Annotated in this window: 16 protein-coding genes; 6 read left to right on the top strand and 10 right to left on the bottom strand. The window is 39.3% G+C overall.

What is annotated here, in order from left to right:
* Nucleotides 1-12: 12 nt before the first annotated feature.
* The 5 genes from KZP23_RS21190 to serA form a co-directional block, all read right to left on the bottom strand.
* Nucleotides 13-468 carry a Spy/CpxP family protein refolding chaperone gene (locus tag KZP23_RS21190; RefSeq protein WP_226333811.1) on the bottom strand — a complete coding sequence of 152 codons (456 nt, stop codon included), beginning with the start codon at nt 466-468 and terminating at the stop codon, nt 13-15.
* An 11-nt stretch (nt 469-479) separates the two neighbouring features.
* Complete coding sequence (locus tag KZP23_RS21185; protein WP_226333810.1) at nt 480-857, bottom strand: hypothetical protein; 378 nt, start codon at nt 855-857, stop codon at nt 480-482.
* A 35-nt stretch (nt 858-892) separates the two neighbouring features.
* Entirely contained in the window at nt 893-1441 is a 549-nt protein-coding gene (locus KZP23_RS21180; protein ID WP_226333809.1) for an RNA polymerase sigma factor, read from the bottom strand.
* 234 nt (nt 1442-1675) lie between these two features.
* Complete coding sequence (locus KZP23_RS21175; protein ID WP_226333808.1) at nt 1676-2602, bottom strand: universal stress protein; 927 nt, start codon at nt 2600-2602, stop codon at nt 1676-1678.
* A gap of 785 nt (nt 2603-3387) precedes the next feature.
* Complete coding sequence (gene serA, locus KZP23_RS21170; RefSeq protein WP_226333807.1) at nt 3388-5280, bottom strand: phosphoglycerate dehydrogenase; 1893 nt, start codon at nt 5278-5280, stop codon at nt 3388-3390.
* Nucleotides 5281-5656: 376 nt separating this feature from the next.
* On the opposite strand from serA, the gene KZP23_RS21165 reads away from it, so the two are divergent.
* The 4 genes from KZP23_RS21165 to KZP23_RS21150 all read left to right on the top strand — a co-directional run bounded on the left by KZP23_RS21165 (nt 5657) and on the right by KZP23_RS21150 (nt 12391).
* On the top strand, nt 5657-5860 hold the full coding sequence (locus tag KZP23_RS21165; RefSeq protein ID WP_226333806.1) for a hypothetical protein: 204 nt from the start codon (nt 5657-5659) through the stop codon (nt 5858-5860).
* A gap of 873 nt (nt 5861-6733) precedes the next feature.
* The gene (locus KZP23_RS21160) at nt 6734-7765 is read left to right on the top strand and encodes an efflux RND transporter periplasmic adaptor subunit (protein ID WP_317198023.1); all 1032 of its coding nucleotides are present in this window, start codon (nt 6734-6736) and stop codon (nt 7763-7765) included.
* A 31-nt stretch (nt 7766-7796) separates the two neighbouring features.
* Nucleotides 7797-10952, top strand: coding sequence for an efflux RND transporter permease subunit (locus KZP23_RS21155; RefSeq protein WP_226333804.1), 3156 nt, complete (start codon nt 7797-7799; stop codon nt 10950-10952).
* Complete coding sequence (locus KZP23_RS21150) at nt 10949-12391, top strand: TolC family protein (protein WP_226333803.1); 1443 nt, start codon at nt 10949-10951, stop codon at nt 12389-12391. Before KZP23_RS21155 ends, KZP23_RS21150 begins: the two co-directional genes overlap by 4 nt.
* Before the next feature lie 444 nt (nt 12392-12835).
* Here KZP23_RS21150 and sppA read toward each other — a convergent pair whose 3' ends face one another.
* The gene (gene sppA / locus KZP23_RS21145; protein WP_226333802.1) at nt 12836-14593 is read right to left on the bottom strand and encodes a signal peptide peptidase SppA; all 1758 of its coding nucleotides are present in this window, start codon (nt 14591-14593) and stop codon (nt 12836-12838) included.
* Between the two features lie 80 nt (nt 14594-14673).
* Here sppA and folK point away from each other — a divergent pair, with 80 nt between their 5' ends.
* Both folK and KZP23_RS21135 read left to right on the top strand, forming a co-directional pair.
* The gene (gene folK / locus KZP23_RS21140; RefSeq protein WP_226333801.1) at nt 14674-15165 is read left to right on the top strand and encodes a 2-amino-4-hydroxy-6-hydroxymethyldihydropteridine diphosphokinase; all 492 of its coding nucleotides are present in this window, start codon (nt 14674-14676) and stop codon (nt 15163-15165) included.
* Between the two features lie 163 nt (nt 15166-15328).
* Nucleotides 15329-16720: an MATE family efflux transporter gene (locus tag KZP23_RS21135; protein ID WP_226336565.1), complete on the top strand. Its 1392-nt coding sequence runs from the start codon at nt 15329-15331 to the stop codon at nt 16718-16720.
* Nucleotides 16721-16967: 247 nt separating this feature from the next.
* Here KZP23_RS21135 and KZP23_RS21130 read toward each other — a convergent pair whose 3' ends face one another.
* The 4 genes from KZP23_RS21130 to fabD all read right to left on the bottom strand — a co-directional run bounded on the left by KZP23_RS21130 (nt 16968) and on the right by fabD (nt 21462).
* A complete protein-coding gene (locus KZP23_RS21130; protein ID WP_226333800.1) occupies nt 16968-18542 on the bottom strand; it encodes a hypothetical protein in 1575 nt (524 codons plus the stop codon).
* Between the two features lie 148 nt (nt 18543-18690).
* Nucleotides 18691-19026, bottom strand: coding sequence for a HopJ type III effector protein (locus tag KZP23_RS21125; protein WP_226333799.1), 336 nt, complete (start codon nt 19024-19026; stop codon nt 18691-18693).
* Between the two features lie 73 nt (nt 19027-19099).
* Entirely contained in the window at nt 19100-20401 is a 1302-nt protein-coding gene (gene bioA, locus KZP23_RS21120; protein WP_226333798.1) for an adenosylmethionine--8-amino-7-oxononanoate transaminase, read from the bottom strand.
* Nucleotides 20402-20586: 185 nt separating this feature from the next.
* Nucleotides 20587-21462, bottom strand: a complete 876-nt coding sequence (gene fabD / locus KZP23_RS21115) for an ACP S-malonyltransferase (protein WP_226333797.1) — start codon at nt 21460-21462, stop codon at nt 20587-20589.
* Nucleotides 21463-21573 lie beyond the last annotated feature (111 nt).

Below are 21573 nucleotides of genomic sequence, written 5' to 3'. Positions count from 1 at the left end.
GCTCAATTTAGGTCATGAGCCATCAGGTTCACGCCTTCCTCCATCTCTGGTGCTTCTGTAGAGGTGCCTTAAAAACTCTCTTTCTATCTCCCCCAGTCTATAAACCTGCACTGGACTTAGCACTTCTAGTACCTGTTTGCTAAATTTTTTTTCAATGTCTAGTAATTCTTGTTGCAATTCGAATTTTTTATTGATCAATTCAGTAGCTTTTTCAGGGCTTATATTCTCTGTCTTCTGATGCATGGCCTTTCTTAGTTCCATATGGACCCCTTTTCTCTTTTCATCAAATTGATTGTAAATGGGCCAAAATTCAGTTGCTTGTTCCGGACTGATATCCAGCCTTTGGGTCAGAAAGGCTATTTTGGCAGCCTCAAATTTTTCCATATCAAATCTTCTACCTTCATCTCTTTGGGCCAGTGCTGAAAGGGAGGTTATACAAGATATCAATAGGATGAACAGGGTTTTCATTTCTTTCGTTTTTAATATGTCCATATTTCATGTTCTAGCTCAGCTTCACTTACCTCATAAGCTCCCCATTCTTCTTCAATGATCTGATCTAGAATAGCATTGGGGTCATCACTGAGTGAAAGTATATCTTCTGCATACCATTCGCCTTGATCAATCATTAACTCTACTTCCTGGTCCAGTGCATAAGTATTGGAAAGGTCTTCTGATGAATTTGTCGATAATTTAAATATAGAAAGCCCCAAGCCAAGAACCAAAATTGCAGCTGCAGCCCAGCGTGTAAAATAGACTTGTCGGGTCTCTTGCTGTCTTTTTTCAAGGATATTGTCAGCAAGTCTATCAAAATATCCTTCGGGGGTTTTGAATACGTTATTTTTTGGTAATCCTTTCATATTTCATTACTTAGACAATGAAAAACCTATAAGGTTTATTCTTCTTTGATTTCCTTTTCAATTTTTTTTACCGCATGATGATAGGAGGCTTTTAATGCACCCACGGAAGTTTCGGTAATGGTACTTATGTCTTCATAGCTTAATTCCTCGAAATACCTGAGGTTAAAAACCAGTCTTTGCTTTTCTGGTAATTTGAGCAAAACCTTCTGTAATAAAACTTCAATTTTATCCCCGTCTATATGTGGTGATTTTTCCAAGTAGTTTTCCATTTTCATGATATGATCATCAATTTGGAAGAAAATACGTTTCTTTTTTTTGTTTAAAAAGTTGAGGCTTTCATTGGTTGCTATGCGATATAACCAAGTGAAAATACTGGCGTCACCCTTAAATTTGTCGATGTTTTTGAACGCTTTGATAAAAGTGTTTTGCGTGATGTCATTAGCATCCTCATGGATCAAAACCATTTTTCTGATGATGCCATATACCCTTACTTGGTATTGCTCTACCAACTGACGATATCCTTTTTCTTTAGTGGAAGGGTCTTTTATAAGTGCTAAAATGGCTAAGTCATCCAATGGTCTCATGCTTTACTTAGACTTCTAATCTATGCATAAGTTTAATGGCTTTTTACATAAAATATAAAAAGTTAAGGAAGTAGGGAAGTGCTTAGATTGCCTTGGTTTTTTACTTTTGAGGGTTAATTGGTTTAAGTGTTTTTTTTTGATAAATAAAAAGCCGTCAGAAATTAGACGGCCTTTCTCTTGGCTTTTCGACCAAGTATGGATTTTTTGCAAAATAGAATATTGCTATGGTTAATTTTATATTTCTAGAATATAGTCTAAAATTCCAGCATTTTTACCTTTAGGTCTGGTAACTACAAGTGGGAATTTGTCATTAAGCTGGATAAGCCTTTCAGCCATGCTGCCGATAAACAGGGCAGTTGCTGCTGTTCTTCCTTTGGCACCTATGATAATTCCATCCACATTGGCTTCTTGGGCTTTCATGAAAATGTCTTCCACAGGATCATCGTTATTGTCTACCGTGTAAACTGGGTGAATAGTGACATTTTTAGTGTCAATTTTCCTGATGAACTTCTTGAAGTTGACTTGAGCATTTATCTTCATGATATCTGCAAATTCTTCATAAGATTTACCTGTAAGGTGGTAGCCAGAAGGAACTGAGAATACATTTTGGCAGATAATTTCCACATGGCTTCCGTGGCGTTCTGCGATCATGATCGCCTCTTCCAAAGCGTCTTTAGAATAGTCAGAGAAGTCACTTGGAACCAATAATTTTTCCACTTTAGGGCTTGTGCAGCTTTCAGGGACGATCATAAGGGAACAAGATGCTCTTCTGGCTAATCGTTGTGAAACAACGCCACTGCCAGAAAGGGTAGACTTTCTTCCCACCAAGATCATGTCTGCAGATTTCTCATGGGCTAGTTTTAGGATTTTTTTCGATAGCTGCCCTTCTTTCACTACATAACTTAATTCAATCTTTAGGTCTTTATCAAAATGTTGGTCAACCAAATTTTTCATTTGCCCTTTTCTTTCCTCTATCATGTTCTCGACTAGATTGGGGAATTCTTTCAAAATGTCTTTTGGAATCTGAAGGTTTCTGATCACATTGGTAAAATAGATCTTTTTGGTGTGGTTGATCTTCGCTATAAAAGAAGCGAATTTCACCAATGTTTCATCCATTTCTGTGTGGTCTAGGCAAACAATGAGTTTCTTAATTGTATACATTTCTTAAGCTGCTAAATATAGTGCGAAGTTATGATTTTAAATGAAGTGAAAATAATTAAAAATGAATAAAATAGTTGAATGTTAATATGGGTAAAGAGGGCTCAAGTTTTTGTTCTGATATTGACTTAATCTTCATAATTTAATAAAAAAAACATTCAATAACCTAATCCAAAATGAAGAAGGCTTGTGTTGTATTGATATTTTATTCACGGACTTAAGTTTAAGCAGATTTTTTTTGCAATATTTTCTATTGGGTAAATAATCAATGTGCTTGACGATAAATCTTTGGTTTTTCCTCTTAGATACAGGGACTTTTGGTAGTTTTTATCAAAACAATGTTAGGATATTTTGATAATAGGGCATTGCTATTGCTTGTTTTGTAACTGATTGATTTATAGTTAAATGGAATGTGTTTGTTGGTTTTTTAGATCTCTATGGATATTTTTATCATTCCTCAATCTTATTTGTATATTTGCAGAAGGTTCGGGTCGCCGACATGTTCAAACTTCACAATTAACAAAAATACCGAGTGAAGCCTTTTTTCAAAACCAGGCCTCATCCCGATAGCTATCGGGACCTCGTTTCTTCGGAAGCAGGATAACAGTGGAAGGTTGCGAAACCCTGGCAGCTCAAATCTTGTCTATAAAGAGGTTTGTAACACTCTAAGACCCGTTCCTTTTTTATTTTTATCCCCTCAAAATTTTCACCTATAAAAAAAGAGAGCAATACCGATGATTGACTCTCCTTTTATAGTTGTATAGGTTAATTGTTTGTTGCTATATGATTTAGTAAAGGATACGGAATCTGATTGTTCCTTCGATTTCCTTTAATGCGTCAATTACCTCTGTTTCGTAGGCTTTATCAATATCCGTAATTACATAACCAATCTTTTCATTGGTTTTTAGATATTGGCCAACGATATTGATTTTGTAGCTAGCCAAAACTTGATTGATTTTAGCCAGTACTCCAGGTTCATTGTGATGGATATGGATCAGTCTGTGGGCATCTCTTAAGAAAGGCAATTGGATGTTCGGGAAGTTTACACTATTGAATGTGTTTCCTGTATTGATGTATTCAATGATTTTTCCCGGAACAAACTGAGCAATGTTTTGTTGGGCCTCAAGGGTACTTCCTCCGATATGGGGCGTAAGTATGGTGTTTGGACATCCTTTGAGCTCTGACTCAAACGGTTCACTGTTGTTTTTAGGTTCTGAAGGGAATACATCCACAGCTGCACCTGCCAGTTTTCCAGAAATAAGGGCTTCTTTGAGGGCAGGTACATCCACTACGTGACCCCGACTCAGGTTAACTAAAATAGCGCCTTTTTTCATCTTGGCGATCTTGTCTTTATCAAGGATGTTTTTGTTTTCCTTACGTCCATCCACATGTAGGGAAATGATGTCGCAGGTTTCCAAAAGTTCATCCAAAGAATCCACTTTGGTGGCATTTCCCAAAGCCAATCGCTCGACAATATCATAGTAGAATACGTTCATGCCCATGTTTTCTGCCAAAACAGAAAGTTGGGCACCGATATTACCATAGCCGATTATACCCAGTTTTTTGCCTCTTACTTCAAAACTACCACTGGCAGATTTGTTCCAAACGCCTTGGTGCATCTTCAAGGATTTGTCATGAAGATTTCTCATCAAGAAGATGATTTCGGAAATGGCCAATTCTACAACAGATCGGGTATTGCTGAAGGGGGCATTGAATACCGCAATCCCCTTTTCCTGGCATGTTTCCAGATCAATTTGGTTGGTCCCAATACAGAAGGCGCCTACTGCGATCAATCTGTTGGCATTTTCCAAAACTTTTTTGGTGATCTGGGTTTTTGATCGGATACCAATAATGGATACCGTTTTGATCTTTTCGCACAGTTCTTCTTCAGACATAGCAGAGCTCACAACTTCCACGTTGTAGCCTTCTTGCTTCATCAATTCTACCCCAATAGGGTGGACATTTTCAAGCAGGAGTACATTGATCCGGCTTTTAGGGTAAGAGTATTTCTTATTCATTTTGTTAACATACAAAATTTCGTCTAAACTTGGGGCGATATGATCAGCCTTAGAAGAAACTTTTGGACGGTTGATGTTTTCTGTAAATGCGTAAAATTTATTGGCTAGGCCTGAGGCCTTGATTTCATAATCTGTGTAGCCGTCACCTATTACATACACATCTCCTTCAAGGTTAAGTGTCTTAATGGTTTCCGGTTTTCCATTGTTTTTGGAAAGCAAGTTTTCCCGGTTGAAATCGACAATATTTCCATCCGAATCGTAAACAAACTCATTGGCAAACACATTGTTCTCATCCACCCCATATTTTGCAACTACCGGTGTGATGAAATCTTTGAAACCATTAGAGATAATATAAATGTTTTCCGCGTTTTCCTGGATAAATTCTTTGTTTCTCTGGAAAGATTTGGAAATCTTTTTACTTAGCTCTTCAACGAGTTCTTGGATTTGTCCTTTGTTGGCACAAAGGATTTCAATTCTTTTTTCTAAGCTTTCTCTTAGGGAAACTTTTCCCTCCATGCCTAGGTCAGTGATGTCTTTGATCGCTTTTAATTTTTCATCTCTTTTGGGGTCATTTCTCAAGCTGATCTCTCCTAGAATGTCTAAAGCTTCTACTTGTGTAAATGTACTGTCAAAATCGATGATAAACTTTTTAATCATGGCCATTTTGTGGTGAACTTTTAATGATTAGGCTGTAAATTTAGTATTTTATCAAATTATATGTGCGTTTGTTACGAAAAATACTTTTAATTTTTTGTTCCAGGTTTGGGGCTTCAAGTCCATTAATTCTCAGTAATCTGCGAAATAGAAGAGATAGGAGGGAAAATTATGCTGGAAGCTACTGTATGTGTCTTTATGTAAAGAAAAATATACAGCTATATTCTTATGATAGTTTCTGTTTAATGGAGTATTTTTGAAGATTCGTTAATCACTTTCGGAAGAAAGCTATAAAGCTTCGGGCTGAATAAAATTTAGCTTTTCTTATGTAAGGGTTATAATGATGCTGTTGGTAAATTAATGAAGTATAGAGAGAAAATAGATCATGGCAATATCATTGGATAATTTAAGGGTAGGTAGGGTTTATTGTTTGACCAATTATGGTGAGAAGCGGGAGTTAGAGGTGTTAGCCAAAATAGGTAGGGATAATTTTAAGGTTAAGGATAGGGATACGCTCGAAATCTATGAAATGGAAGAGTTGCTCAGGTGGGGGATAGGGAAAGATTATGATTTGGACGAACTTAGATGAAAAAATAGTTTTGGACCTAAAGGTGTTGTTTCTTACATGTAATTAGTGGAAATAAGAAGGTCTTCGGGCCTGTTTTTTGATTGCGGAAAATATATTGTAAGAATTTTTTTCAACTTTTTACAGGTTTTTGGAATCAATCTATGGTTGATGGTTGAGTATTTGTTTTGTTTATGGTGATTATATTGTTTTAGTGTTTTGGTTTGATTTCCTATTTATTTTTTGGTGTAATATTTGTTAGATCGAAAAAGTGTGGAATTTTTGGACAAAATTATGACCGATCATGTAATAATATGACCGTCGGATTGCGAAAAATATATTTTTGCACTTAATGATCGAGAAGTAAGTGAAAGCTATCGTTTAGGTAAAACGTCCTTTCATTGAGCTTTATGTTTTATTCTACATTATAGGGGAATTTTCCGTGAAGTAAAAGATTTCATGGTTTTTCTTCTTTAATCACTCAAGTTTAGGTTGACACAATGAAAAATGGATAATAGGGAGGTGCAAAAGTCCGTCCAGTGGATCTTTTGATTTTGAACTTTCCGGCCATTTAAAACAACCTTAGATAGAATATCGGTTAAACAATCGATCAGTAAAATAATCTCCAAAATAGCCATTGGGTTACCCGTTAATCATGATTAGATCATGGTGAAAGGGAGTTGTTTGGCATTTTGAATTAAGTTTTGAACGAATAAAAGTTATTTGCTACCGTATAACCATACTACATTTATGATACCACTCTTGAATCAACGAATTTCTTTAAGAAAATGCTCGCATGTATTCTTGTTACTATTAGTCTGCATGCCACTTGTATTTTCGTGCAATGAAGGAAATACCAAAGAATTCAAAAGGAAAAAGCCTTTAAAGATTCCAACCATGAAATTATCGCCACAGAAAATTGAGGTACCTCAGACTTATGTGTGCGATATTCAAGCAGTCCAGTTTGTGGAGGTCCGGGCAAAAGTAGAGGGCTTTGTGGATGATATTTTTGTAGATGAAGGTGCCTATGTGAAAAAAGGACAGCCATTGTTTAAGTTGAGTTCAGCTGAGCTTTTTGAAGAAGTGAATAGTAACCAGGCAAGGTTGATGCAGGCCAAAGCCGAGGCTCAGGCAGCTAAACTTGAAGTAGAGAGGCTACAGACTTTGGTAGATAAGAAAATCATTACTTCATCCGAGTTGGAATTGGCAGAAGCCAAATATGAAATGGCCCAATCAGGAATTATGGAGGCCGAATCCATGCTTAAAAATGCCAAAACTGGACTTTCATATACAACTATCAAAGCGCCATTTGATGGGATCGTGGATAGGATTCCTTTTAAAACGGGTAGTTTGGTGACTACTGGGGATCTGATGACCCATATCACAGATATTTCAGAGATTTTTGCTTACTACAAGGTAAATGAGAACGAATACCTGAGGTTTATGCGTGAAAAACTGGAGTCAGGAGAGTCAGAAGTGTTAGAAAAGGAATTGACCTTGATATTATCAGATGGTCAAGAATACCCATATAAGGGGAAACTGGAAACCATGGAGGCAGATTTTGAAAAAGGAACCGGTTCTATTGCTTTTAGGGTGAGATTTCCAAATCCTGACGGTTTGATCAAGCACGGTGCCAGCGGCAAGATCAAAATGACCAATGAAATGAACAATATCTTCTTGATTCCTCAGAAATCATGTTTTGAGATCCAGGATTTTACCTACGTATATATCTTGGATGAAGAGAATAAAGTGCAGGTGAGGAGTTTCAGGCCGATTAAAAGGTTTGGGTTGTTTTATGTGGCTGAAGGTTTCAAAAGTGGTGATAGGATCATCTATGAAGGTATACAACAGGTGAAGGACGGAAGTGTCATTGAACCAGTTAGTGTTTCAGATGAAGAAGCCTATGACACTTTATACAATTCCTTATAAGAACCTAATAGCTAAAAAGATTTACTAGAGTATGTTTGAAATATTCATTAGGCGACCAATTTTATCCACGGTCATTTCGGTGATCATAACCTTGGTCGGATTATTATCATTGACTTCATTGCCAGTGACCCAATTCCCGGAGATTGTACCTCCTTCAGTGACGGTTACTGCTCAATATACAGGTGCAAACGCAGAGGTATTGGCCAAGGCTGTGGCCACTCCTTTGGAAAGAGCCATTAATGGTGTTCCGGGGATGACTTATATGAATTCCGTAAATACCAATGACGGTGTGACGGTGATCACGGTAGTATTTAAGGTAGGCACAGATCCCGACCAAGCAGCGGTGAATGTGCAGAACAGGGTCTCTACGGTGATAGATGAACTTCCTGAGGAAGTTATTAGAGCGGGTGTAATGACAGAAAAAGAGGTGAACAGTATGTTGCTTTACCTCAATTTGATGAGTTCTGATTCCACCCAAGATGAAAAGTTTGTTTATAATTTTGCCGACATCAATGTGTTGAAGGAATTGAAGCGGATTGATGGTGTTGGTTTTTGTGAAATAATGGGGGTAAGGGATTATGCCATGAGAATCTGGATGAATCCTGACAGAATGGTGGCATATGATATTTCTCCACAAGACATCACGGATGCTATCAGAAGCCAAAATGTGGAAGCTGCACCCGGAAAATCAGGCATCAGTTCAGACAAAGATCCCCAGATGCTGCAATATGTCCTTCGTTATACAGGAAAGTTCAATAAGGAAGAGGATTATGAAAATATTACCATTAAAGCGCTTCCTGATGGTTCATTACTGAAAATCAAAGATGTTGCCGAGGTAGAATTTGATTCGGAAGATTATAATATGGTTTCTATAACTGATGGGAGTCCATCAGCCTCTATTATGATCAAGCAGCGTCCTGGTTCCAATGCCCGTGATGTCATCAATGCCATCAAGGCGAAAATGGAGGAGTTGAAGGGAAGTTCATTTCCTCCAGGCATGACCTATAATGTTTCTTATGATGTTTCAAGATTTCTGGATGCTTCGATTGCGGGGGTAATCAAGACCTTGCTTGAGGCCTTTATTCTGGTGTCCATAGTGGTGTTTATCTTCCTCCAGGATTTTAGATCTACTTTGATTCCAGCCATTGCTGTACCGGTTTCATTGATTGGTACCTTCTTCTTTATGGATCTATTTGGATTCTCTATTAACCTATTGACTTTATTTGCACTGGTGCTGGCGATTGGTATTGTGGTTGATAATGCCATTGTAGTGGTAGAGGCGGTCCATGTGAAGATGCATGAGGATAAAATGAGTGCCAAGGATGCGACCATTTCTGCGATGAAGGAAATAGGCGGAGCAATTATAGCCATTACCATGGTAATGTCAGCAGTATTTATTCCTGTTGGCTTTATGTCAGGTCCTGTTGGTATTTTCTACAGACAGTTCTCCTTGACCCTGGCGATTGCTATTGTGATTTCCGGGGTGAATGCACTTACACTCTCACCAGCACTTTGTAGTTTGTTATTGAAGCCCAATCATCATGAAGAGGGCAAGCCCAAAGGTTTTATGCAGAAGTTCTTCGATGGTTTCAATAGCCGATATGATAAACTTTCAGGGAAATACGCCGGTGTACTTAAGGCCATTGTGGGGAGGAAGTCAATTACCTTCGGAATTTTGGCAGTATTCTTTTTGGCCACTTTTGGCATCAACAGTGTCCTGCCTACTGGGTTCATTCCAACAGAAGACCAGGGTATGATCTATGTGAATGTTACCACTCCTCCAGGAGCAACAGTGGAACGAACCAAAGTGATTTTGGATGATGTTCAAGCAGCTTTATTGCCTTTGGATGAGGTAGAAACCATTTCCACCCTTGCGGGTTATAGTTTGCTTACAGAAACAGCCGGAGCATCCTATGGTATGGGGATGATCAACTTGGTAGCTTGGGAAGACAGGGACATGAGTGTGGCTGAGCTAATTCGTGAATATGAAGGTAGGGTGAGCCATATTACAGGTGCAGAAATTCAGTTTTTCCCTCCTCCAAGTGTACCTGGTTTTGGTAATGCTTCTGGCTTTGAGATGAGGCTATTGGATAAAACTGGTGGGCCGCTGGGTATTACAGCCAAAACTACCCAGGACTTTGTGGCTGCATTGAATGAAAAACCAGAGCTAAATGGTGTATTTACCAACTTTGATCCAAATTTCCCTCAGTATATTCTTCATGTAGATCATGATAAGGCCTCTAAATTAGGGGTTTCAGTAGAGGAAGCCATGGAGACGCTGCAGAGTTTTATCGGTAGTTTCTATGCTTCGAACTTTATCCGCTTTGGACAGATGTACAAAGTGATGATCCAAGCAGCACCTGAATACAGGACCAATCCTGAATCCCTGCTAAAGATGTATGCCAAGAGCTCCCATGGAGATATGGTGCCTTATTCCAACTTTGTGACCTTGGAGCGGGTGTATGGACCGGAGCAGTTGACCAGGTACAATATGTACACTTCCGCGATGATCAATGGCGAAGCGGCGCCTGGTTTTAGTAGTGGAGATGCTATCCAAGCAGTGGAAGCTACAGCCTTGGAGTTCCTACCAAGAGGTTTTGATATTGATTGGTCAGGCATTACCCGAGAGCAGATTGCATCAGGAAATCAAGCCCTGTATATTTTCGCTATTTGTTTGGTTTTTGTGTACTTATTATTGGCCGCCCAGTATGAAAGCTATATGTTGCCTATGCCGGTGATTTTATCCCTTCCTGCAGGTATTTTTGGTGCTTTCCTATTGTTGAAATTGACAGGTTTGGAGAACAATATCTATGCCCAAGTATCCTTGGTGATGTTGATTGGTCTATTGGGTAAAAATGCCATTCTGATTATTGAAATAGCCATTCAGAACAGAAATAGAGGCTTGGGAATTATCGAGTCAGCTATTAGAGGTGGAGTGGAGAGATTACGTCCTATTTTGATGACTTCTTTTGCTTTTGTTTGTGGTTTGATTCCTTTAACAATTGCCACGGGAGCAGGCGCCATTGGTAACCGTACTATTGGTACCGCTGCAGCTGGTGGGATGTTTATAGGTACCGTAGTGGGCGTTTTCTTGATTCCAGGTCTATATGTGGTCTTTGAATCAATCGGTACACATTTTAAGAAAAAGTCAGAAGAACCAATAGAAAAAGCAGCAGAAAAAGCATGATGAATAAAAGAGTAATATTTAGCGGTCTTTTTACCTTATTGCTGGCCTGGTCCTGTAAAACTGGTGAGATCGCCCAAGATCAAGAATTGACTATTCCGGATGATTACGGTGTAATCCAGGATTCGGTGGAAACCTTGGCTGAAGAGCATTGGAGGATGTTTTTTGAAGATGAGCGTTTAAAGCGATTGATTTCAAAAGCAATTGAAAATAACCAAGATGTCTTAAAGACTTTAGAAAGAATTCGCATCGCCAATTCCCAGATGAAAGTAGGGAAGCTAGGTGTGTTACCTGAAATCAGCGCTATAGTTGGAGCAAGGCAGAAAAAATTTGGAGATTATACCATGGATGGAGTGGGGAATTATGATACCAATTTTTCTGATAATCTTTCTGAGGACCAAAAAATACCATCTCCCTATAAGGATTTCGTACTTGGTGCCCAGTTTGCTTGGGAATTGGATATTTGGGGTAAATTTTCCAATAGAAAAAAGGCAGCAATGGCACGCTGGCTGGCTACTGAGCAGGCGGCCAATATGGTCAAGACTCAGCTGATTGCCAATGTAGCTAAGTTGTATTATGAAATGGTAGGTTTGGATGAAGAGGTTATCATTCTATCCAAGAATATTGCTTATCAGGAGACAGCATTTAAACTTTCCAAAGACCTTAAGGAATCAGGAAAGGAAACCCAGCTAGCAGTAGACCAGTTTGAGGCCCAATTGCTGAATTCAAAATCCCTATTAGTACAAAAGAAAAGGGAGTTAAGATCCGTTGAAATAGCCTTAATGAGCTTGTTGGGGACTTATGAGGATGGATTGCAGAGGACTACTTTGTCTCAGGTGGACTTTGTCCCTGAGATTATCCAAATTGGTATACCAGCGGATTTGCTTCAACGAAGGCCAGATATTAGACAGGCAGAGATGGAGCTGGAAGCTTCAAAGGCCGATGTAAAAGTGGCCAGGGCGGCATTTTTCCCTTCTTTAAATCTGGTCGGTGGAGTAGGCTTTAATGCTTTTGACATTAGTAAATTGTTTCTAAGTCCAGCATCTACCTTTTATGAAGCAGGGGCCAACTTAATGGCACCTATCTTCAATAAGGGTAGAATAAAAGCTTCTTTTGAGCAGGCAAAAGCCTCGCAAAAGATTGCCTTTTTAGACTATGAGCAAACGGTATTGAATGCGTATTTGGAAGTCTTGGATATGGTAAATGTTTATTCTACTCTCGATGAGCAATTGACACTTAAAACGGATGAAGTTTTGGTACTGAGAAGGTCGATTTCCAATGCCAATACGATGTTTTCTGTTGGTTATGCCAATTATTTGGATGTAATCAATTCCCAAAATAGGGCTTTGGAGGCTGAATTGGATTATGTTGGGTTAAAAACCCAAAAGCTGAAAAGTATAGTTAACCTTTATAGGGCATTGGGAGGTTCTATGAGCCAATAATACCAAAGAAATTTCCTGATAATTAAATGATAAGTGAGTTAGTTGAAGGGCTGTCCATGGGCAGCCCTTTTTTTGTGCTAGTTTGTATAAGAGCAAAGAGGAAATCGTGATTTTGATGACTTAGAGCAATTGTTTCGAGAATTAACATAGAAAGTTTAGTCCTGAAATTTGCCATTTAGAGGACTTTAATAAGCATATGTTCCCAGTAACTGCGTTTTTGGACGTCATTTAATAAAATATGTGAATCTGCTTTCGCATTCGTAAATTTATTACTCATTGGTTTATATGGCCATTACTAAGGGAATCCTTTGTTATTTGAGTTGATATTTGGAATATTAATCCTTTTTGGTGCAATTCTGGACATAGGAGAAAAATTATATTACACTATTCAAAAAAAAAGGAGCACCTTAAAAAATGCTCCTCCTTTAATCCGATGACTGGTCTTTATTCGATTATCACATCAAAGGGCATTCGTGCCATCACGCCTTGCATATCTTTGACCTTCTCAATTTGCTGGAACATTTGATAGCTTTCCCCAAAACGGTAATTCATGTATTTGGCTTCAATATCCGTTCCTAGTTCACTCATGATTTGTTCTATAAAGTTCTTTTGTTTCGGGAAGTATAATACACGGTATTCGTCTTCAATATTGGCTTTGGTAGCAGCAATTTCAATGGCATCTTCCAAGCCTCCCAATACATCTACCAAGCCTTTTTCTTTGGCTTGCACTCCGCTCCAAACCCGGCCACTGGCAACTTCCAAAACAGCCTCTTTACTCATCTCTCGGCCATCCGCAACCCTTTGGATAAAGGTGTCATAACCGTCTTCAATTTGGTTTTGGATAATGTTTTTCTCTACTTCCGTCAAGGCCCTTGTAGGGTTCATAAAGTCTGAGAATTCTCCTGTTTTGGCTACGTCAGTGGTAATTCCCAGTTTATTATTAAGCAGACCTTTGGCATTGAACCACATGCCAAAAATTCCAATAGAACCTGTAATGGTATTGGGTTGGGCCACGATGGTATCCGCTGGAGCAGAAATATAATAGCCTCCAGAGGCGGCTAGCTCAGACATGGAGGCAATTACTGGCTTTACTTTCTTGGCCTCATTCATTTCCCTCCAGATAACATCAGAGGCCAATATTGATCCTCCGGGAGAATTTACCCTCAAGACGATGGCTTTGATATTGTCATCGAGTCTGGCATCTTTGATTTCTTTGGCTATAATTTCTGAGCTTAACGCATTTTCTACTTTTCCGCTGACAATTTCTCCTTGAGCGATGATCACTGCCACTCGGTCCGAGGCGGTGATGTTTTCGGTTTTTGCAGTGGTATTGATGCCGGTAATATTGATGGTTTTTATTTTACCATTTTCAGCAATTCCCATCTTTTCCCTTAATAGGTCCTTGACTTGATCATCATACCATATGCCATCTATTAGCCCCAAATCAACTGCATCTTGAGGTTTTCTGATCAGCATCTGTTCATTGATGTTCTGAAGCTCTTCAAGGTTGATATCTCGGCTTTCTGAAATGGTTTTGATGGCAAATTGGTTGATATCCCCCAAAAATTCTTCAGTTTGTTTTCTGTTGGCCTCACTCATTTGATCAAGAATAAATGGCTCCACAGCACTTTTGTATTCTCCAACTCTGAAGATCACCGGTTCAATTTCCAGTTTTTCCAATAAACCTTTAAAGAATAAAGCTTCAGATGAAAGTCCATTAAACTCTAATCCCCCCATTGGGTTCATATAAAGCTCATCCGCAATGCTAGAAAGAAAATATCCGTTTTCCGAAAAATATTCTGAGTAGGCAATGATGAATTTTCCAGAAGACTTAAAGTCGTCCAACGAATTTCTTAACTCGAGGAGCATTGCTGGATTGGCCATGACACTGCCAGCCTCCAAATAAATTCCTTTTATTTTGTCATTGTTTTTTGCTGTTTTAATGGCCGTTTTCAAATTAGTCAAGCCAATTTTATTGGCAGTAGGGACCAAACCGAAACTTGACAGATTCATATTGTCATCAGCGGTGCGCTCCATCAGAACAACATTATTAAGGTTCATATGCAGTAGGGTATTGTCCTCAATGGCCACTTTGTCCTCAGCAGTTGTAAGGCTTATTAGTCCTGCAAGAAAAAAGAATCCAAACAGGGAAAAGATAAATAAGCCTATTAATACAGCGAATACATTGCTTAAAAATTTCATATAAATACTTTTTTGTAATGTCCGAAATTAAGTCTTTTTTCTTATTTCTGTTAGTTTTGAACTTTGAAATTAACCCACTTATGGAGAAAGTAGTTTTATTGATTGGAGGGAATTTAGCTGATAGGGAGGCGCTATTGAAGGAAGCTGTTTTGGAGTTGGGCAGACAGTTTGAGATCATTAAACTGTCTGGAATTTATGAAACTGCGGCTTGGGGCGGGAAGTCTTCGGGTGATTACCTTAATATGGCTGTATTGTTTTCTACTGACAAACCTGCAGAGGAGGTATTGGATATTGTTTTGGCTATAGAAAACCAACTTGGACGGGAACGCGACATCAAGTGGGGGAATAGGACGATGGATATTGATATTATTTATTTTGGTGATCAGGTGATTGATACGGAAAGGTTGAATGTGCCTCATCCCATGATGTCAGGTCGAAAGTTTGTTTTGATTCCTCTTGCGGAAATTTTACCGGATTTTGTCCACCCAAAGTTGAAAGTAACAAATCAGGAATTATTGGAGAAATGTCCGGATGTTTCTGAAGTAAAATACTTTTCCGCTTCACTTTTTTGATCAAAAATCATGAATCTATTGTTTCTCTTCTTTTCATTTCCCAAATTTAGGGTCTTATGAAGTCATAATTTTTCAATACCGGGAATATAAACCTCGCAAGAGGTCCATTTCTCTACTCCATTTAGGAGTGGATTTTTTTACTATGGAACATATCAGAAAAACCATGACTTTAAAGCGCATCATCGAGCATATAAAAAATGCCCTTAGTGGCGTAGAGGAAGATTACACTATTGGTAGTATTCGGAAGGCCATATTTTACCTGTCCATACCGATGATTTTAGAAATGTTAATGGAATCGCTCTTTGCGGTGGTGGACATTTTCTTTGTAGGCAAGCTGGGGGTACAGGCTGTGGCCACGGTGGGGCTTACCGAGTCTGTTTTAACTATCGTATATTCAGTGGCTATTGGCTTGAGTATGGCTGCTACGGCGGTAGTGGCCCGTAGGATAGGGGAGAAAAATAGAGAAGCTGCCTCAGAAGCTGCCTTTCAAGCAATCAGTATTTGTGCTGTCTTGGCCGTAGTGGTTGGTGTGCTGGGACTTTATTTTGCCAAGGAGTTACTTCAATTGATGGGGGGAGAAGCTGATTTGGTTGAAAATGGCTATCGTTATACCCAAATTATCTTTGCGGGTAATATCAGTATCATGCTCCTTTTTTTGATCAATGGGGTTTTTCGTGGGGCGGGCAATGCAGTAATAGCCATGCGAACACTTTGGTTGGCAAATGGCATCAATATACTTCTCGATCCGCTTTTGATATTTGGGATAGGTTTTTTCCCTGAGCTTGGATTGGAAGGGGCTGCCTGGGCCACTACTATTGGCAGGTCCATTGGGGTATTGTACCAACTGTCTGTTTTACTCAGCGGGAAGGCAGTCATCAATTTCCGTTGGGAAGTGATGCGCTTCAAATGGCATACGGTACAAAATATTCTTAAGATCGCCATAGGGGGAATGGGGCAGTTTTTGATAGAATCTGCCAGCTGGATAATCCTTATGAGGATAGTGTCGATTAGTGGAAGCGTGGCTTTGGCTGGCTTCACCATAGCTATCCGTTTGATTATTTTTGCATTATTGCCGGCTATGGGGTTTTCGAATGCAGCAGCTACCTTGGTTGGCCAGAATTTGGGTGCTGGACATCCCTATCGGGCGGAAGCATCAGCATGGAAGGCAGCTCATTATACTGCTGTTTTTTTGGGTTCCTGCGGTTTGATCTTTTTCTTGGGTGGAGACTGGATTATCGGTTGGTTTAATGCGAATCCTGAGGTGGTTTCCATAGGAGGTAGAGGTTTAGGAATTATCTGTTTAGGGTATGTGTTTTTTGCTTACGGGATGGTCATGAGCCAGTCTTTGAATGGGGCAGGGGATACGCGTACACCTACCATTATCAATATCTGTGTATTGTGGCTTTTTCAGCTTCCTTTGGCCTATATACTTGCTCACCATTTTGATTTGGGGGCCAATGGCGTGTTTATTGCCATCGCCGTAGGACACTCTGTACATGCAGTGGTCAGCAGTTGGATTTTTAATAAGGGTAAATGGAAATTGGTTAAGGTCTGATTATTGTTTTTTTTTTGGCGGTGTGGGGGATTTTGGTGCAAATGTGTATCACTAAGCATCACCTTCCAAAATCAAGGTATGCATACAATCCATTCTTGAAAAACCAAAATCCCATCCATATGGTAAAACCTCAAAAGCATCCTTTTTTATCCAAGCCTTTCTTGGAATAGCGTTTTCAATATCCAATAAAACTACCCAATATTCAGGATAATAATATTTTCAAATAAGCTTTCATCTAGCATATTGGTTATTGATCGTAAGCATGATACAGGTATAGCGCACCATAGGTCCAGTTAGGACCGGTAAGGCCGGGATAGTTATAGCGGTCCATCATTAATGCAATATAGGGGGAAGGATAACCTTCAGGCAACTGGACAATATTTGGCCATACTCTGGTGCCGGCATTACTGTCCCAAGGTGGGAGATCCATTTTTAAAGTACCAACTTCTTTGAGGTCTGGATAGCTGTAAATAAAAATTTCCCTTTCTGAGCTACCAGAGAAACAATAACGACTGTCGCCGATTTTTTGAATAGATGTACCTGTAGAATTATGTGCTACTGGTCCGGATATTCTGGTATATCCCTTGTTCCAATAGTCAGATTCCAAAACGATGGCTTTATAACCTTGACCTTGGTTCTCACAGGTCAACATTCGCCACTTGTTAACTTCCTCATCAAATAGAATATGAGGATCTTCAATATCACCTACCATTCCAAATGGAACAGCATCCATTACTGAAAAACCAAACCGGGGGTCCCTTTTGCTTTCTATGGCCAGTAATTGCTTTTTCTCTTTGTCTGGAAAGGCATAAGCACTGAACCCTGTGGTCAGCCCTCTCCATATCTGCTCATTTCTGTCATAAAATAAATGGGAAGCTATCTCATTTCTAAGCAGGCCATCTTTACGGTCAAATAGGATAACACCTTCCAGTTTTATGTCGAAGACAGTTGGATCCATGCTGAATACGCCTTGGATATGATGTGGAAGGGCCCGTCCTCGAATGGACATGGTATACCAAAGACGTCCTTGGTCGAGCATTGGGTCCCCATTTTCATAGGTGATGGTCCTGATGTCTGCTAAACCAACCCCAGTGGTCAATGCCATGTCCACCTTCTTGATTTGAACCTGTCCGTTTATAAGGTGAAGGTAGAGCTGGGATTGAAGGGAATGAATATACTCTTTTTTTCTTAAGTCAATAAAGTTGTTAAAGTCGCTCTGACCGATCACCTTGGGTAAGCCCTGATCATGGATATATAAGTTCAAACCGCTTCCAAGCATTTGCAGGATGATTTTACCCTGTAAGTTTTTTGGCCCCTCTTTATTTACTGCGATGGACTGATCAGTTATGGTTTTCTGGTTTATGGTGACTTTTAGTTTTACATCAGTCAGTATATTGTCTTTATAGGCCACTTTAACGATGAATTGTTTTTGGTCTTTAGAATCCGAAAATTGAAAGCCAATTTCTCCACTTCCTAAGCATGATTCCAAGTCAACGGTATAGGTAGCAAAGGGATTGAAACCACCAAACCAAACAGCGGTTTCAGATTCTTGTGGTGATTGGACAATGAGTGTTTCTCCTTCAGTATTAAGATCTGCAGCTATTTCACTATATGTCTTACGGGGATACATGGATGAAAACCCAACAATTGCCTTTGGGTCAAGACTGGACAATGGAATGGCCTGGTTTTCGTCAAAAATCAGTCTTTTCACCCCCTGCCTGACAAAGTTGATCTTTTCCGGTGATGTTTGCGAGGAAACTTCCCTGGCAAATAAACAAATGAAAATGGTAAAAAGGAATGATTTGAAAATCGTCTTTGGCATGGTTTAGTAGGTATTAGGGTTATAGGGAATTGAAAATTAAATTTAAAAAAATAAGCTTAATAAAGACTCGATATGGTCTTGTATTAAAAAGTGGACTGGTCGCAGGATAAGCTACGACCAGTTTTATATTAGTTAAAATTGAATATGCTTATTTTGCCTGAAGAGCTTCTCCATCAAATAGAATACCTTCCCAGCCGCTCTTTATAAAGTTGCGAATGTTTTGATGGCCTGTGCCTTTAGGGTCTTCTAGAACTTCCTCTCTGTAAAAATCTCCAAATAGATTTAAGGTTTGATCCTGATTGAAGCCTTGAAGTTTGGCGAAACTGAAAATTTTGCAGGAACCATTGTTTTGATTGGGCTCGTTGGTGGTGTCGCCATTCGTAAACTTGGTAGGGATGAAATCATAATTTTCATCGATATAGGCGATTACTTCTGGGAAAGTGATGGTTTCAGGATTGGTTTTGATTTTTTCTAGTAATGTCATTTTTATTAGCTTTTTTCAAAATTAATGTAATTGTTGTTGCGATTAAGCCTGAATTTTATAAAAGGCTTTTCTGCTACTTGATCATAAGTTCTTTGGAATATTCTTCAATGGCTGAAACCATTCCTGAACTTAGTTTTGAAAGTTCCTCTTCTGTAATGTTAAATGGCGGCATGGTATAGATCAATTTGCCAAAAGGCCTTAACCATATACCTTTTTCCAATAGCTTTTGCTGGATTTTGGACATATTCACGGCTTCTTTCATTTCTACTACACCGATAGCTCCCAATACTCGTACATCGTTTACTTCATTTAAGTTAGCCAGCGAAGATAATTTTTGTCCTAAATGTTTTTCAATATTTCGGATTTCTTGTTTCCAATTTTTTGATAATAAGAGATCAAGGCTGGCAATGGCCGTTGCACAGGCCAAAGGGTTGCCCATAAATGTTGGGCCGTGCATAAATACCCCTGGACTGCCATCGGAGATGGTTTGTGCTACATCTGTACTGCAAAGTGTTGCTGCAAAGGACATATAGCCTCCTGTTAAGGCTTTTCCGAGACACATGATATCTGGACTGATCCCTGAATGCTCACAGGCAAAGAGTTTTCCCGTTCTTCCAAATCCAGTGGCGATTTCATCAGCGATCAGCAGGATATTGTATTTTTCACAAAGCTGTTTGACCGCCTTTAAATATTCAGGATGGTAAAATCGCATTCCACCGGCTCCCTGGACAATGGGTTCTAAAATAAAAGCAGCGATTTCCTCGTGCCTCTGAGAAAGCACTTCTTCCATCTCAAGGATTTCTTTTTTAATGAGTGGACCATCAAATTTTGATTGAGGAGCTGGAAGAAAGATTTGAGGGGAAAGCCGGTTATTGAAAATACTGTGCATGCCAGTAACTGGGTCACAAACGGACATATCATGCCAGGTGTCCCCGTGGTAACCATTTCTAATCGTAATAAAACGGTTTTTGTTTCCCTGATCTTTAGAGTGCCAGTATTGCAAAGCCATTTTCATGGCTACTTCCACTGCAACTGAACCTGAATCACTGAAAAAAATATGCTCGAGTCCTGAAGGGGCTATTTCCAGTAGTTTTTTAGTAAGAAATGCTGCTGGTTCATGGGTAATTCCTCCAAACATCACATGAGCCATTTTTTCCAATTGCTTTTGGATAGCTTGGTTAAGCTCAGGAACATTATAGCCATGGATCGTAGACCACCAGCTGGACATGCCATCGAGTACTTTTTTGCCTTCACCAAGTTCCAGATAAACACCTTTTGCACCTTGGACCACAAGGTTGTCAATAGCTCTATTTGCAGAGGTATAAGGGTGCCAGATGTGCTTATTATCTACAGATAGGATTTCTTGCTGTGTCATATGGCTATTTGATCGTTTTTGTTTTTGAGACAAATGTAGAATTTTAGGAATTGAATATATAGATCATACAATTCATCTAATAAACAAAGGGGATTGAAAATCCCCTTTAAAATAAGTTCTTGATTACAAACTAAGAACAACTGATTTTAGTCTTAAGTCTTTTATCTGGAATCTTATGTCTTAAATTAAAGTCCAGAAACTTCAGCTTCACGGTGGATTTTCTTCACCAAGCCTTGAAGTACTTTTCCAGGCCCACATTCCACAAATTCAGTTCCACCATCTGCTACCATATTTTGTACCGATTGGGTCCATTTTACTGGTGCAGTCAGTTGGGCAATTAGGTTCTTTTTAATGGTCTCTACATCTGTTTCTCCTTTAGTGCTTACGTTTTGGTAAACAGGGCAAATTGGAGAGTTGAAAGAGGTAGCTTCAATGGCCTTTTCTAATTTTTCCCTAGCGGGTTCCATTAATGGTGAGTGAAATGCTCCACCTACAGGAAGAGGAAGGGCTCTTTTTGCACCAGCTTCTTTGGCTTTTTCACAGGCAATTTCAATACCTTTATTTGAGCCAGAAATCACCAACTGTCCAGGACAGTTATAGTTGGCAGCTACAACCACCTCATCATTAATGCTGGCACAGATTTCCTCTACCTTTGCATCATCAAGGCCTAGGATGGCAGCCATGGTGGAAGGGTTGATTTCGCAAGCTTCTTGCATGGCCAAAGCTCTTTCGTAAACTAATTTTAAGCCATCCTCAAAAGAAAGGGCTCCAGTAGCTACCAAGGCAGAAAGTTCACCCAAAGAGTGACCTGCAGCCATTTCAGGCTTAAAATCTGCAGTGGTTTTGGCTAAAATTACGGAGTGAAGAAAAACGGCTGGCTGGGTTACTTTGGTTTGCTTAAGCTCATCAGCGGTACCGTTGAACATGATTTCACTGATCTTGAACCCCAATATTTCATCAGCCTGATCAAAAAGCTTTTTGGCTTCAGTATTGGTTTCATATAATTCTTTACCCATTCCCGGGAACTGTGCCCCTTGACCGGGGAAAACATAAGCTTTCATGCGTTTTTGTTTTTTATGAATCCACTTTTCTATTTGATAAATATCTCAAAGAGATCAATTTAAGATTTCCAAGTGGCTTTGGTAAATTCAAAATGTTAATCGTGGACACAA

The sequence above is a fragment of the Echinicola marina genome, from assembly GCF_020463795.1.
Taxonomy (GTDB): Bacteria; Bacteroidota; Bacteroidia; order Cytophagales; family Cyclobacteriaceae; genus Echinicola; species Echinicola marina.
Note: the sequence above shows the minus strand (reverse complement) of the source record. Positions and strands in the feature narration are given on the sequence as shown.

Bases quoted from the DNA above. Each gene is read 5' to 3' on its own strand.
- KZP23_RS21190 (WP_226333811.1), bottom strand. From the start codon at position 468: ATGAAAACCCTGTTCATCCTATTGATATCTTGTATAACCTCCCTTTCA.
- KZP23_RS21185 (WP_226333810.1), bottom strand. From the start codon at position 857: ATGAAAGGATTACCAAAAAATAACGTATTCAAAACCCCCGAAGGATAT.
- KZP23_RS21180 (WP_226333809.1), bottom strand. From the start codon at position 1,441: ATGAGACCATTGGATGACTTAGCCATTTTAGCACTTATAAAAGACCCT.
- KZP23_RS21175 (WP_226333808.1), bottom strand. From the start codon at position 2,602: ATGTATACAATTAAGAAACTCATTGTTTGCCTAGACCACACAGAAATG.
- serA (WP_226333807.1), bottom strand. From the start codon at position 5,280: ATGGCCATGATTAAAAAGTTTATCATCGATTTTGACAGTACATTTACA.
- KZP23_RS21165 (WP_226333806.1), top strand. From the start codon at position 5,657: ATGGCAATATCATTGGATAATTTAAGGGTAGGTAGGGTTTATTGTTTG.
- KZP23_RS21160 (WP_317198023.1), top strand. From the start codon at position 6,734: ATGAAATTATCGCCACAGAAAATTGAGGTACCTCAGACTTATGTGTGC.
- KZP23_RS21155 (WP_226333804.1), top strand. From the start codon at position 7,797: ATGTTTGAAATATTCATTAGGCGACCAATTTTATCCACGGTCATTTCG.
- KZP23_RS21150 (WP_226333803.1), top strand. From the start codon at position 10,949: ATGATGAATAAAAGAGTAATATTTAGCGGTCTTTTTACCTTATTGCTG.
- sppA (WP_226333802.1), bottom strand. From the start codon at position 14,593: ATGAAATTTTTAAGCAATGTATTCGCTGTATTAATAGGCTTATTTATC.
- folK (WP_226333801.1), top strand. From the start codon at position 14,674: ATGGAGAAAGTAGTTTTATTGATTGGAGGGAATTTAGCTGATAGGGAG.
- KZP23_RS21135 (WP_226336565.1), top strand. From the start codon at position 15,329: ATGACTTTAAAGCGCATCATCGAGCATATAAAAAATGCCCTTAGTGGC.
- KZP23_RS21130 (WP_226333800.1), bottom strand. From the start codon at position 18,542: ATGCCAAAGACGATTTTCAAATCATTCCTTTTTACCATTTTCATTTGT.
- KZP23_RS21125 (WP_226333799.1), bottom strand. From the start codon at position 19,026: ATGACATTACTAGAAAAAATCAAAACCAATCCTGAAACCATCACTTTC.
- bioA (WP_226333798.1), bottom strand. From the start codon at position 20,401: ATGACACAGCAAGAAATCCTATCTGTAGATAATAAGCACATCTGGCAC.
- fabD (WP_226333797.1), bottom strand. From the start codon at position 21,462: ATGAAAGCTTATGTTTTCCCCGGTCAAGGGGCACAGTTCCCGGGAATG.